This window comes from Anabaena sp. TISTR 8404 (assembly GCF_056847745.1).
This window is the reverse complement of record NZ_CP180578.1, coordinates 6387803-6401326: the sequence shown is the minus strand read 5'-3', so window position 1 is coordinate 6401326 and position 13524 is coordinate 6387803. Positions and strand designations below refer to the sequence as shown.

General features: G+C 38.8%; 11 protein-coding genes and 1 tRNA gene. 6 read left to right on the top strand and 6 right to left on the bottom strand.

Features of this window, described 5'->3' with window-relative positions; genetic code table 11:
- Positions 1 to 16: 16 nt before the first annotated feature.
- Positions 17 to 1165, top strand: coding sequence for a histidinol-phosphate transaminase (locus ACMX3D_RS27660; protein WP_482748972.1), 1149 nt, complete (start codon positions 17 to 19; stop codon positions 1163 to 1165).
- Positions 1166 to 1251: 86 nt separating this feature from the next.
- On the opposite strand, the gene ACMX3D_RS27655 is transcribed toward ACMX3D_RS27660, so the two are convergent.
- Together ACMX3D_RS27655 and ACMX3D_RS27650 are read right to left on the bottom strand one after the other, a co-directional pair.
- The gene (locus ACMX3D_RS27655) at positions 1252 to 1806 is read right to left on the bottom strand and encodes a hypothetical protein (protein WP_482748971.1); all 555 of its coding nucleotides are present in this window, start codon (positions 1804 to 1806) and stop codon (positions 1252 to 1254) included.
- A gap of 680 nt (positions 1807 to 2486) precedes the next feature.
- Positions 2487 to 3107 carry a GNAT family N-acetyltransferase gene (locus ACMX3D_RS27650; protein ID WP_482748970.1) on the bottom strand — a complete coding sequence of 207 codons (621 nt, stop codon included), beginning with the start codon at positions 3105 to 3107 and terminating at the stop codon, positions 2487 to 2489.
- Positions 3108 to 4037: 930 nt separating this feature from the next.
- Here ACMX3D_RS27650 and ACMX3D_RS27645 point away from each other — a divergent pair.
- From ACMX3D_RS27645 to ACMX3D_RS27630, 4 genes are all read left to right on the top strand, one after another.
- Complete coding sequence (locus tag ACMX3D_RS27645) at positions 4038 to 7592, top strand: response regulator (protein WP_482748969.1); 3555 nt, start codon at positions 4038 to 4040, stop codon at positions 7590 to 7592.
- A gap of 60 nt (positions 7593 to 7652) precedes the next feature.
- Entirely contained in the window at positions 7653 to 8810 is a 1158-nt protein-coding gene (locus ACMX3D_RS27640; RefSeq protein WP_482748968.1) for a hypothetical protein, read from the top strand.
- A gap of 50 nt (positions 8811 to 8860) precedes the next feature.
- A tRNA-Gly gene (locus ACMX3D_RS27635) sits at positions 8861 to 8931 on the top strand.
- Positions 8932 to 9048: 117 nt separating this feature from the next.
- Positions 9049 to 9870, top strand: coding sequence for an Arm DNA-binding domain-containing protein (locus ACMX3D_RS27630; protein ID WP_482748967.1), 822 nt, complete (start codon positions 9049 to 9051; stop codon positions 9868 to 9870).
- Here the strand turns inward: ACMX3D_RS27630 and ACMX3D_RS27625 are convergent.
- Positions 9830 to 10852, bottom strand: coding sequence for an IS4 family transposase (locus tag ACMX3D_RS27625; protein ID WP_482748966.1), 1023 nt, complete (start codon positions 10850 to 10852; stop codon positions 9830 to 9832). The genes ACMX3D_RS27630 and ACMX3D_RS27625 overlap by 41 nt on opposite strands.
- A 275-nt stretch (positions 10853 to 11127) precedes the next feature.
- On the opposite strand from ACMX3D_RS27625, the gene ACMX3D_RS27620 reads away from it, so the two are divergent.
- The gene (locus ACMX3D_RS27620; protein ID WP_482748965.1) at positions 11128 to 11616 is read left to right on the top strand and encodes a hypothetical protein; all 489 of its coding nucleotides are present in this window, start codon (positions 11128 to 11130) and stop codon (positions 11614 to 11616) included.
- Between the two features lie 281 nt (positions 11617 to 11897).
- Here ACMX3D_RS27620 and ACMX3D_RS27615 read toward each other — a convergent pair whose 3' ends face one another.
- The 3 genes from ACMX3D_RS27615 to ACMX3D_RS27605 form a co-directional block, all read right to left on the bottom strand.
- Positions 11898 to 12212, bottom strand: coding sequence for a hypothetical protein (locus tag ACMX3D_RS27615; protein WP_482748964.1), 315 nt, complete (start codon positions 12210 to 12212; stop codon positions 11898 to 11900).
- 291 nt (positions 12213 to 12503) lie between these two features.
- Positions 12504 to 12887, bottom strand: coding sequence for a transposase (locus ACMX3D_RS27610; RefSeq protein WP_482752443.1), 384 nt, complete (start codon positions 12885 to 12887; stop codon positions 12504 to 12506).
- Positions 12888 to 13068: 181 nt separating this feature from the next.
- Positions 13069 to 13464, bottom strand: a complete 396-nt coding sequence (locus tag ACMX3D_RS27605) for a helix-turn-helix domain-containing protein (RefSeq protein ID WP_482748963.1) — start codon at positions 13462 to 13464, stop codon at positions 13069 to 13071.
- Positions 13465 to 13524 lie beyond the last annotated feature (60 nt).

Sequence of the window (13524 nt, the reverse complement as noted above, 5' to 3'; positions counted from 1 at the left end):
TTATTAACTAAAAATTATGCTTCCTTTTATCCGGTCAGATTTAGCTCAATTTACAGCTTACAAACCTCACCCCAGCAGTAATACAGCAGAACCAGTCGCTACACAGTTTGATCGACTGGATACAAATGAAAGTCCTTATGATTTACCACCTGAACTCAAAGAAAAGTTAGCCTGGACATATCAGCAAGTTATAGAAACAAATCGCTATCCTGATGGTGGACATGAGCAACTCAAAGATGCGATCGCAGAGTATGTGAATGAATCAGCTAATCTCTCTTTGTCTTTGTTTACTGCTGCCAATATTTCTGTTGGTAATGGTTCAGATGAACTAATCCGCTCTTTATTAATTGCTACCTGTCTAAGAGGAGAAGGTTCAATTCTCGTTGCTAACCCCACTTTTTCTATGTACGGGATTTTAGCCCAAACCTTGGGTATAGAAGTGGTGACAGTAGGCAGAAATGAAACAAACTTTGAAATAGACTTAAACGCTGCACAGACAGCCATTGCCCAAACTCACAATCCACCAATACGGGTAGTTTTTGTAGTACACCCCAATTCTCCAACGGCCAATCCACTCACAACAGCAGAATTAACATGGCTAAGAAGTTTGCCGGAGCAAATTTTAGTAGTAATTGATGAAGCTTACTTTGAATTTAGCCGAAATACTTTAGTAGGTGAATTGGCACAGCATCCTAATTGGATCATTTTAAGAACTTTTTCTAAAGCTTTCCGTTTAGCGGCACTACGGGTGGGTTATTGTATTGCTCATCCAGAAGCGATCGCCATTCTAGAGAAAGTCCGCCTGCCTTACAATCTTCCTAGCTTTTCACTGGCCGCAGCCTTAATTGCTTTGCAAAACCGTCAACTATTACTTAGCTCAATTTTACAAATAGTTAATGAGCGTGACAAACTCATAGCAACTTTGTCGCAACATCCAACATTACAAGTGACAGACAGCGCTGCTAACTTTCTATATCTACGCCTCAAACCAAATAATTCTTATGCACAAGGCGCAGCTTTACAAAGCCTACACCAACAACTCAGAAGTTCCGGCACTCTTGTAAGACTACTTAAGGGAGGATTACGAATTACTATTGGAACGGCTGAAGAAAATTCCCGTACATTGGAAAGACTACAAACAGCTATAGTAAATTTTGAATCTTAACTAGACTATTATAAAAAAGTGCTGCGCAATAAAGATTCACATCTCATCTGTTATTTATGTGTTTTGGCGTATGCAGTTTTTAATAGCTAGTAATTAAATCTGCTATCAACTTCACTGCCCAAACGACGTACTATCCCTACAGTTTGTGGTAAAACACCCACTAACAGCGCAAAAGCTTCATCCGGCAACTCAGCCACCATTTCTGATGGAAAATACTGTTCAAACTGATCTAAAATCTTTTGAACTCGCTGTTGAGGCACTGGGTTTTCGGTAATTTGTTTAATCAACCGAATCCATTGCCGTCGAATCAAGTATGCTTTCTGGCGCTCCTCATATGATTCTGGAGTTAATAAAGATAAATTACCGATAGGTAGAGCTATCTGGCAATCGCTATCGTAATCACCGCCAACTGCTGCTCCTGGGCCAGCAAATTCTGCATGGTAGCGTTTAAAAAGTATTAACCCATTCCGCTTCCGACTATTGACAATAAAAACCTTTCCACTGTGTAACAGTGTCAGGATATCCGAGCCGCATGATTGCTCAGTTCCATCTGGCATGACAAGATGGTCAAGAAAACTGGTGTCGGGGTAGTAAGTTGATACCATAGCGGTTTGATAGCGTAAGTGCTTTTCGCTATCCATGTTTTCTAGAACTTTTGAATAATTTGGTAGTTTTATGCACGTCAAGCGGTAACTTGGTGTTAAATCAAATTAGATTTTTTGCTTTTCTTACTATCAAGAACTTTTTGTTCAATTTAATAATAGAGATGAATTAGTCGCCACTCAGTAATTATGTAACCATATTTTATGAGATCTACCTGGATTTGTCTTCAAACTAAACTATAAAAAAATTAAAGTTTTTATAAAGATAAATAAATTAAATACAAAGTTATTATGAGGTACTTTTTATTTAGCGTAATTTCACCGATGGCTTCATCATCTTAGATATTATATATTGAGAAATTTTTGTGATTTTGTTATTAAATAAAGTATGAGCATTTTTTTATGTAAATAAAGAATATATATAGCATTATGTAACGACTCTTACCTCAGAGTAATTTATAAATCAAATAGAATTCCTATATAAGATATATATTTATGGCTATTTATGTAAAGATGACTTTAGGCTAATTTAAAAATTAAATGAAACCTAGGTTAATTTGCTGTGAGGTAGTTTAGGCAATAACGAAAAAACTCACTTAGACTTAAACCAGAGGTTAAAAAACTTAGGTGTTTTACACTAGCTAGACTAAAAACTATTCATTTAAATTTACTCTCATATTGCGATCGCAATATCATCTTTTGCTTCCATAACATAAAATTCAAGCCTGAGAATCAATGCTCAAGTGCTTGTGTAAGAAGATTTGACGAGAGCGTTTGAGAAAGAATAAATTCCAATTAGATTCTACTTTATGCATCCTGTAGCCTAGTTTGAAGTATAACTGGCGTGCCTGATAATTATCTTCTAAAACATGGAGATATAAGTCTTTAAAGCCCCATTCCTGGCAAAGTTTTTCGCAACTAAGCAGTAACTGCGAAGCCACACCATTTCGGCGATATTTTTGGTCAACAGCTAAATTAGACAGATAAGGGAAACTTCTGCCATTTTGTTTCCAGGAATCATGGAAACGTAAGCCCAGTTCTACAGTTCCCACTAAATTATTAGCACCACCAGTAATAGTAGTATCAACAGCAACCAAACAAACATGATGGGGTGCAGGTGATAACAAACGATTTCTGAAGTCTTCGTAAATACCCAAACGTAGCAACGGAAAAGCCCATCCCCAGAAACCATTTTGAGAATGAAAGCTTTCAGCAATAATCTGGGAAATACCAGTCAAATCGTTAGGTGTAGCCGCACGAATTTGGAATTGTTGAGAAGCTGGATGAGCGGCAGAGGTAAGTGGTTGTTGGTGGGATGAGTCAAAAGGCCAGGATGTCAAGGCTAGTTTATTATTAAATGCTTTTTACAAAAATTTTCTCAAATATCCTAAAGCACCGTTTGCTGCTGTAAATACAATTGTTTTATGTATTTTAGTTTCAAGGCATGATTTAAGTATTTTAGGTTCTTCTGTAAGTTAATAACACACTCAGCATCCTTTTGGGGAATCTACAACATCAATTGTCATAACCAATAACATAATCGCAGCAATTTTGCTCCATAAACACTTTTGGTGTTAACTGTTGAGTCTTGACTGTTGACTGTTGATGGTTAACTGAATAACAGAAGTTAAAATTAGTTATTCACCGTATAAATACGGTAAAAAAACTTCAAAATATTTTTGATATAACAGTGTACTTATTTGTTGATTGCCTAAATAACCTAAGTACACACTGTAATAGTTAAAGCATAATTAATCTGTGACGGCCCCATGCCACTTGCCTAGCTGATGGTTATGATTGCTAAATTGGAAAAACAATTAGTCTAATAGTATACTTTGCATTTAATACTCATCGTTGTGACATAGCTCACTCTCACATGACCAGCATAAATAAAATTTACCTACAAATGTTAGTACAACTGCAACAAAGGGCAAACTTAATATGCAGCTTCAGTTAGCTTTTTTCCGTCAGACTTGAATGCTGTATTTAGTAATCGAAAGTTTTCACTGGAGGTGAAACAAGACTTGAAAACCAAGCATCTACTCTATAGTGCAAAACTGACCGTCCAATCAACTCCGCAATATCAGAGCAAGTGGCCAACATTACAAGCTATTGAGGCTAATTACTGTGAGTAGATACTCTTACACCCAGCATTTGTGTAGCCATACAACCCAACTGGGCAAAATGCTCTGCTCTTACCTGACTCAGAAAAATTCCTTCCTGATCAGACTATTCTTTATTCAACTGCTGTTGCAGCAGGAAAGCGGTGCATGAAATCTCAAGTAAACAGTAAGCCGAAAATTTTGGTTGTTGATGACGAACCAGACAACCTTGATTTGCTTTACCGTACCTTTTATCGTGATTATAAAGTGTTGAGGGCAACTTCTGGCCCTGCGGCACTAGAACTGTTGGCAGAAGAAGGAGAGGTCGCAGTCATCATCTCCGACCAACGAATGCCAATCATGAGTGGTACGGAATTTTTGAGCCTGACAGCAACTCAATATCCAGATATTATCCGGATTATTTTAACTGGCTACACTGATGTCGAAGATTTAGTGGAAGCCATCAACGCTGGTAAGGTATTTAAATATGTCACCAAACCGTGGGAAGCTGAAGAACTCAAAGCTGTGGTACGCCAAGCCTTGGATACCCACAATGTTCTGAAAGCTCGCACCCGCGAACTAACCCGCACACTCCGTCAAGAATCGCTACTGAATACTGTTACCAATACAATTCGCAGTGCTTTAGACTATCGGCAAATTTTGCAAGCAATTGTCGATACAGTCGGTCACATGTTAGAGGTTGATGTTTGCCTGTTACGTCCTTTTCAAGACGATCAGTTAGTAGATGAAGGATTTATCTACCAAAAACTTCCACAAGAGCAAACAGAGAAAGTATTAGAAATTCAAGCAGATAGGCAAGCTACTGCTTTCTTGCCTTCTTTGTTAGCCCAAACTGTATGGGAAACCCGTGAAGTTCAAGTAATTTACGATGTCGCTACTGATGAGCGAATTCAAGGAGAAAGTCTAGAACTACAGCAAAGAGCCACAGCTTTTGCTGATGCTAATATTTGCTCTAGCTTGGTTGTACCGCTAATTTGTCAACAAGAGTTGTTAGCAGTATTAGCACTACACCAGTGTTCTCAATCTCGCTTTTGGGCGACTGAGGAAATACAGTTAGTAACAATGGTGGCAGATCAGGCAGCTTTAGCTTTATCTCAAGCTTATGCCTATGAACAGGTACGTGCTTTAGCTAAGCGAGAAGCGCTAATTAATACAATTACAACCGCCATTCGCTCTAGCTTAGACCCACAAGATATTTTTGCTGCTATCACACACAAATTAGGACAAGCCTTACAAGTCGATGGTTGTGCGCTGTCTTTATGGACAGAAGAAGATGAAGTTGTTCAGTGTGTGGGTTTATATGATAGTTTTCAATATTCTGAACATTCGCTGAAGCTAGACCAAAATCATAATATAAATACTAATTTTGACTTAATATCTCAAAATTTCCCTTACTCGTCACAAGCTCCTATTAAAGATAATCCTTTGTTACAAGAAATTTTGCGAACACAGGAGCCTATATTAATTTCCGATATGAGCATCTGTCCCTTGGAACTGAAGGGGTTGGATTTGCCTTTGAAAAAGCCAGCACGATCGCTGATGGCTGTGCCTTTATTAGCTGATGGCAAATGTATTGGTAGTATTACCTTGCGGGAAGGGCGGAAAGTGCGTCGATGGGTATCATCTGATATTGAACTCGCCAAAGCCGTGGCAGCGCAAGCCGCGATCGCCGTACAACAGTCACGTCTGTATCAAAAAACCCGTGAGCAAGCCGAACGCTTATTGGAACTAGATAAACAAAAAACTGAATTTTTCCAAAATATCTCCCACGAATTTCGTACACCAATCACCTTGATTCAAGGGCCACTAGAATCGGCGGTAGCAGCTGGTGAAGGATTATCCCACGCCCAAAGTGCGATCGCCTTGCGTAACTCTCGCCGTTTGTTGCGCTTAGTCAACCAATTACTCGACTTACAACGCTTAGATGCAGGCCGGATGCAGCCCAGCTTTCGTCCCTGCGATTTGGTGGAATTTGTCAGCCAAATTGTTGAGTCATTTCGCCCTTACTGCGAGAAAAAACAACTGCATCTAGTGACTAATTTCGGTATGTGTCCCAAGGTTTATTTGGATATGGAAAAGTTTGACAAGGTGGTTTACAACCTCTTATCAAATGCCATGAAGTTTACACCTGAAGATGGCACAATCAGCGTGAAACTGCAACATCAAGACGATTACTGCATCTTACAAGTAAAAGATACAGGAATAGGTATTGTTCAAGAACAGATTCCTCTATTATTTGAGCGATTCCGCCAAGCTGAAGGTTCAGAAAACCGTTCCTATGAAGGTAGCGGTCTTGGTTTAGCTTTAGTCAAAGAATTGGTGGAACTGCACGGAGGTAAAGTCACTGTAGACTCAGTGTACGGTGAAGGAACTACTTTTACCTTATGGCTGCTTACTGGGAATGAGCACTTACCAGTCAACCAAATACTAGAAACACCTGCGGAATTAAATACCAACCGCGCCAGTGTTGAATTAGCTGATTTAGAACTCATAGAACCAACTATTGAAAAGTTGGAACATATGACAAAAGATTTATCAGCTATTGGTCATACTCACAATTCAGCACTCAGCAACGGCAGTTCGCTCACACCAGCACAGCCATCTACGGGTGTGAATTCTCGTCATTCTATCTTAGTTGTAGACGACAACCCAGATTTACGAACCTACGTATCAGATATTATCCGTCGCAATGGCTATCAAGTCCACACGGCTCGTAATGGTTATGAAGGATTTGGTATTGTTCAAGAAATTGTACCCAGTTTAATTGTTACAGACTTAATGATGCCTTTGGTAACTGGGTTGGAAATGATTCAGATGATTCGCTCCGACGAGAAACTCAAAGGTATTCCGATCATTTTGCTCACAGCAAAAGTGGATGAAGAAACCCGCATTGAAAGCACAGAACACGGTGCAGATGCTTATTTAGCAAAACCATTTAACGACCGGGAACTTCTAGCAGAGGTCAGAAATCTCTTAGCTTTGAAGGAAAATGAACGCCGGGTTGTGGAACTCAATACTTATTTGACAGAATCGGTACTCAAGCGCTTTTTGCCAACGGTATTAGTGCAGAAAGCCGCTGCGGGAGATTTGACTTTAGATTTACGTCCAGAACCGCGTTTGATTACAGTTTTGTTTAGTGACATTGTAGGTTTTACTCAGTTAGCCAATACTCTGAGATCTCGACGGGTGGCAGAATTACTGAATGAATATTTAGAATGTATGACCAAAGTTGTATTTGACAATGGCGGTACTGTGGATAAATTTATGGGAGATGCGATTTTGGCTTTATACGGAGCGCCAGAAGAACTGACGCCTAATGAACAGGTACGTCGAGCCGTCAATACAGCTAGAGCAATGCATCGTTCACTATCACAGTTGAACCAACGTTGGCGAGAGCAAGGTGTATTTGAAAGCGATGGACGTTCTGGCGTACAGTTTCGCTGTGGTATTCACCAAGGTACAGCAGTGGTGGGTATGTTTGGTAGTGCAGAACGTGCCGACTATACTGCTATTGGGCCAAGTGTGAATATTGCTGCCAGATTGCAAGCGGCCGCTGTTCCCGGTACAATCTTGGTTTCTGCTGCTGTAGCAGATTATTTACAGGATGAAGAAATTACCAAAGGTAGTCCGCTGAAACTTAAAGGTGTAGATGAAACTGTTCTAACTTTTGCTGTTTCGTCAGATCTAGTAGTTAATCGCTAAGATCCAAACGGAGTCTTTTAGCATTGCTCAAGACTCTGAATTATATTTGGCTTCGGTGATATGACAACGCCTGTTGCAGACAAAACTCCTATTTCACCCAAAATTTGGAGACGACATAGCGATCCTCCAAGTTTGTGGATTTTTGTTGCTTTTAGTTCAGTTTCCCTGCATTTGTTGGTTTTCTGGCTGATGCGACCTGCTAGTGGGTTTGGACTGTGGTTTCCACAGCAAAGTCAAGCTGATATACCCATTGAGTTTGTGGAGATTTCTCCCACAGCAAAATCAAAATTACCTGCAACAACAGTCTCACCAAAACCAAACATCTCATCTCAAAAGCCTGAATCAAAGCCTGTACCAGAAACAGCAAAAATTCCACCCAGAAATCAGGATTCTGATACTAGCATTCTGGATAAGAAGGAAGTTGTTGTTTCCCAAAAAAACACCAACCCATTGGTCAAAACAGCAGTTTCCCCGCCTAAACCCACACCAACAACGACACCGCAACCCAATTTCACACCTCCATTTACTCAATCTACGCCAACACCCAGACCTACACCCACAATTCCTGTTGGTAATCTTCCTTGGAACCGCCGACAAAGAATTGTTTTAGGAAAAGCAAGTCCATTACCTACAGGTTTTCCATCAGAACAGCCCACTAATTCGGAAACTGAAACAAAGAACAATTTCTCCACTCCTACAGGAAGTCCGTCTCCAGGTTCCACGGAGAAAACTTCCAGCACCCCTATTCCTACGAGAAATACTTCTCAAACCCCTACAAACACAACTTCACCTACTCCTCAAACCCCTACAGATAAAAATCCTAACTCTTCTGAACAAGCTGGCTCGATAGTAAAAATAGTGCCTTTAGCTGAACAGGAAATGCGTCTATTAAGTAAAGATTTACCGGATGTTCTGGCTAAATATCAGGGAAGCAGTACCAAAAAATTAGCTGCAAACTCCCTCAATGGTGAAATTGGACTCGCACCTGCACAACTTTTAGCAAGCTTCGTAATTGATCAAAATGGTAATTTTCAACAGGCTGTAGTCTTAGAAATAACACCACCCAGGCTTCAAGGTGAAAAAGGTATGTACCAACAAGCCATCAACGAACTTTTCACCAACGAGAAGTTTACTCCAGCCTACAATCAAGATGGGAGCAAACCAGACTTTAGTAATTTCTTTGTCAGAATAACAATTCAGCCTGGTAATTTTAATTAGATATTTGAATTTTCTGGAAAATAGTGTTATTGTATTAAAGTTGGAAATTTGCGGGCGTAGTTTAGTGGTAAAACTATAGCCTTCCAAGCTATTAATGCGGGTTCGATTCCCGCCGCCCGCTTAAAAGCTAAAACCCTTGTAAGACATAGCTTAAAAGGATTTGTTTTATTTATAGAAAAGTTTTTTATAGTATTTTTGTACTAAAAATATACAATAATTTGGGGTAGTTTAGGGTACTTTGGGTGTAAACTTAGGTACAAAAGTACTACTAATTATATGTACACCAAAACATCTACAGGTAAAGAAAGAACCCAAGGGAAGTGTCTCTATCATTGATTCCAATAGCCGATTACAACTACGGTTTCGTTATGGAGGTAAAAGATACTATCTATCTCTTGGTTTACCTGATACCAAAATAAACCGTAAAGCCGCAGAAGCCAAGAAAAATCAGATTGAGTTGGATATTGCTTCAGGAAATTTTGATCCAACTCTGAACAAGTACAAACCTCAATCAGTACTTAGCACCGCTGAACCTGAGATTACACCCAAAGTTACACCCAAAATCTTAGAACTTTGGGAAGGTTATATAAATTACAAATCATCAAGCCTTAAGGAAACTACCAAGGGATACCACAATAGCTTTACCAAACTGTTCCAACGTTTAGGTGATATACCACTAATGGATGCTCTTAAAGTGAAAGCAGAATTGGAAAAGATAACTACGGTAGGGCAGACTAAGCGAGCATTGACTCAACTTAATGCAGCTTGCAACTGGGCTGTGAAACATAAGTTGGTTGACTCTAACCCTTATGTGGGAATGGCTAACGAGATGCCAAAGTACCGTTATCAATTGGAACCTAAACCCAATGCTTTTTCAGAAGAAGAAAGACAAAAAATTATTAAAGCATTTAAAGAGCATCGGGGAAATTGGAACGGTAGAGGTTATACAGCAGAAACGTTGAATGTTGATATAAAACTTTACATTGTTGATTATACTAAGTCCACAAAGAGTGAAAATGTCAACATGACATCATCTCCTCAAACCAATGAACATAACTGATTTTCTGACACATACAAGATTGTAAATAGCGGAATTTATCTAATAATGTATATCCCCATTGTTCGGGAATAGATAATATCTGTAAAATGAGATAAGCTATCAAGCTCACGTAAATTTGTATAGTAAGACCATTGACATTTTTAGTAATTAATTTATCCAGTTTTAAGTGCATTTTTAAAAATTTCCATAACAATTCAACACCCCAACGCAATCGATAAATCTCCCGGATTTCCTCATCACTAACTGCGGCTTCTCCATCTGCTGGTAAATTAGTAACTAACCGAAATTCAGTTCGGGTTTCTAAATCACAAAAATTCACCACTCTATAAGCTTGAGCGTCTTCAGAAGCACCAATTTTTATTAGTCCAGTTGCTGCTTGAAATTCTAACTTCCAATTATTTTTTATCCGGAGGACAAAATATTGTTTTTGTTGTACTAAATCTTGGATAAATTTTAATCCGGCAAAACCTCTGTCCATTACCCCTACAGCATCTTCTGGTAAATTAGACATCATTCTTGAACCAAATTTATAATCATGGTTATGCCCAAAGTTTATGAAGTTATCTTCTGGATTTCCTGTGGTCAGATTCAAGGAACTAAAAAGTTTTACCTGATGATACTCTAGTACCCATAACAACTTACTTGTCAAAGTAATAATTGTTGAATCTATTGGACAAATATCGTATTTATTCTGTAATTTTTTCTGATTTCTCTGCTTTACTAACTCATTCAGTTTTTGATAAATTTTTTGAAAAGGCTTTTGACTTCGATGTAGATTAGCTTTAGAGAAAGTAGAAATATCTATCGCAAACCCTGTATTATTCAATCTTTTAAATAAGTCTCGCATACTTGTGAGGCTGTTATCCATGACATAAGATAGCCAACACTCAAAGAACAGACGGCTGTTCAAGACTGGATAATCATTTTTTGGTAGTTCTTTCAGGATACCTTTGACAATCTTAGGAAACGATTTTATAATCATCTTCAAACAGATATATTTTTATTCTTTGTCCAAACTCTACTAGATTTTGGGCTATTTTTATCAGGCTTTTCTTAGCATTCAACATTTCTGCGATAAGCTAATTTACTTGTTAGCAAAAAAATCGATTTGTTCTATTTATATTTTGGTCAAGTTTTGCACTTATGAAAATGATTTTGAAATCCTTATTAGTTTTTGTTAGGAAATAAGGTGCGTTTTCCCTGGGTAGAAAACTAGAAACTAGGAATTTAGGACAACTTGCTGAGATTGCTAGTCAATTGCAATCTGAGGGTAGAGGAGTTTACTTCGTTGTGAATGGCTGTGGACATAAGGATGCAGATATAACCCAGTGTCGAGCGGTTTTTTTTGAACATGACGATTTAGATAAAGAAGTACAGAGGGAATTATGGCGATCGCTTGGACTACCAGAACCTAGTTTGCAAATAGATACTGGTGGCAGGTCTATACATAGCTATTGGATTTTTGACCAATCCATTGACCCTCAGCGGTGGCAAAGTCTGCAATCTGACTTACTGGAGTATGCAGATGCAGATCGCTCATTAAAGAACCCATCAAGGGTGATGAGGCTGGCAGGCTGTTGGCACTTTTCACCAAATAACGTAGCCAATGGACAGACTCAAATCATCCTTAATACTGGCAACCGCTATACCTACAGTAGTTTGAGAGAATTAATTCCATCCTATGAAGCAGAATTAACAAGCAATCCACCTGTTACTGTAAACCTGGAGGCCGTAAGAACTGGATAACTTGTAAGTGTCCCGTTCATGGTGGAGAAAGTAACGATAGTCTACACATCAATGAGCATACAGGAAAGTTTCATTGCCATAAAAACTGTGACACCAAAGAAATTTTTAGAGTCACTGTAGACATCGCTAGATCAAAAGGTTATTTCGTACCAGAGAAACGCCAACAGGCGAGCGCCAAACCATCAAAAGTTCTCTTTCATCCTATTGCTACCATTCCATACGATGATATTAAAGCTGATCCCTCTTTTGTTACTTTAGGAGAAGAAAAAACAATAAGAGATTCAACTAGCAACAGGGAAACTGATAGGAGAAGCGCGAAAATCATTCATAAAGTCGATTAATTTCAGAAAGCAGCGTTTCATGCCAGGAATGTGAAATACTGTGAGCCAAGGTTGAATAAAACAGTAAAAAATATAGGGTTGAATAATTAATCTCAGGTTATTTAAGGCACTCTTCCATGTTGTACCATGCTCCCAATTAGGATGTTGACTATGTTGAAAACTATTAAAGTCTATTGATGAAGGTAATTCTGAACTAGATGTTAATGGAGTTTGGGCATGAAGCTGAAAATAAGTAGCCTGAATGCTAACGAGCAAGTAAGCACTAAAAATGATGTAGTGTTTGGCTATCTTTTAATCCTACTGTTTTAGCTATTAAGGGTAGGGTTTTTCGAGGGATTTCTGAAAGTATCCCCAAATGTAAGAATTTGAATGCTTCAAAATGCCTCACGTCCTCAAACAATGAATAATAGTGTTGGCAATAATTATCTATGAATGCTACTGTGCTTACTGGCTGTCTGCGCGGTGTACCCATCCCTTTACTTACTGTTTACGGTTTTCTTTCTGATTCTACTTTCCCCGTATTAACAAAAGAGGGATCATACCAATTTAATATGAAGCTGCATAGAATAGAGCTTCTAGAATAAAGTTATAAGAAGAAATAGAAATTACTTGGTCAAATGTAAGTTGGTCAAATATTTCTTGGATGCGCTCGCGTAAAGCTTGTAACGAAGAGAAAAGTTGATTTTTGAGGGGTTTCTTGAGAAACTGCCAAAGTCTCTCAATCGGATTGAGTTCAGGTGCTGATGCTGGTTGAAACAGAGGAATAATATTCTCCGGCCAATGAATTGCTGAACTTGTATGCGCCGATGCTTGATCAATCTGTAAAATAGCGTAATCGCTACCTAATTGCACAGATAGCCAGTCTAAAAATTGTTGAAAACACTCGCCATCTAGTTTTGGGTACTCGTAATGTTGTGATCTCCAGTTAATGGTTCAATTGCACCATAAATCCAAAAATTTTCCCTTTGCCATTTCACCTCAACAGTAGGTTTAACACCGGAAGCGGTAATTAGCTTCCCTGTAAGAGTTTTAAGTCCAACTCTAGTTTCATCCTGGCAGAGGTAGCGAACACACTTGTTTTGTGCTAAAAGTTGTTTCAAGGTTACTAGAATTATGCCGAGTTTTTTTTAAATTCTGATATCAACTCTTCGTCCTGCTCTTGGCTTTGAGGACGTGGGACTTTCAGTTTTGCTTTCAATCTATATCTCACCCAAGCATAAACTGTCGCGTACTCTATATCCAGCCCATGTTGGCGTTTTAACCATTCGACTATTTCACCGTAACTCTCAAACCCTTTCCCTGTTTCCAGTTCTTTCTTGAGGGCAGCGAGGGCCTCATCATTAATTTTGCGGTTTGCTCCGGGTGCTTTCTTTATTTCTAGCAAGCCAGACAGCCCACTGGCTCTATACTTTTGCAACCATCTTGTCACCGTTGATGTATCTCTACCTAAACGTTGCCCTATTTCTTGCTGTTGCTTAACTTGACCACTCACCAGCCACCACAACATTTGTAATACCAATTCAAAAAATGTTTGATTTTTATAATTATTACTATGTAAAAAAGCAAA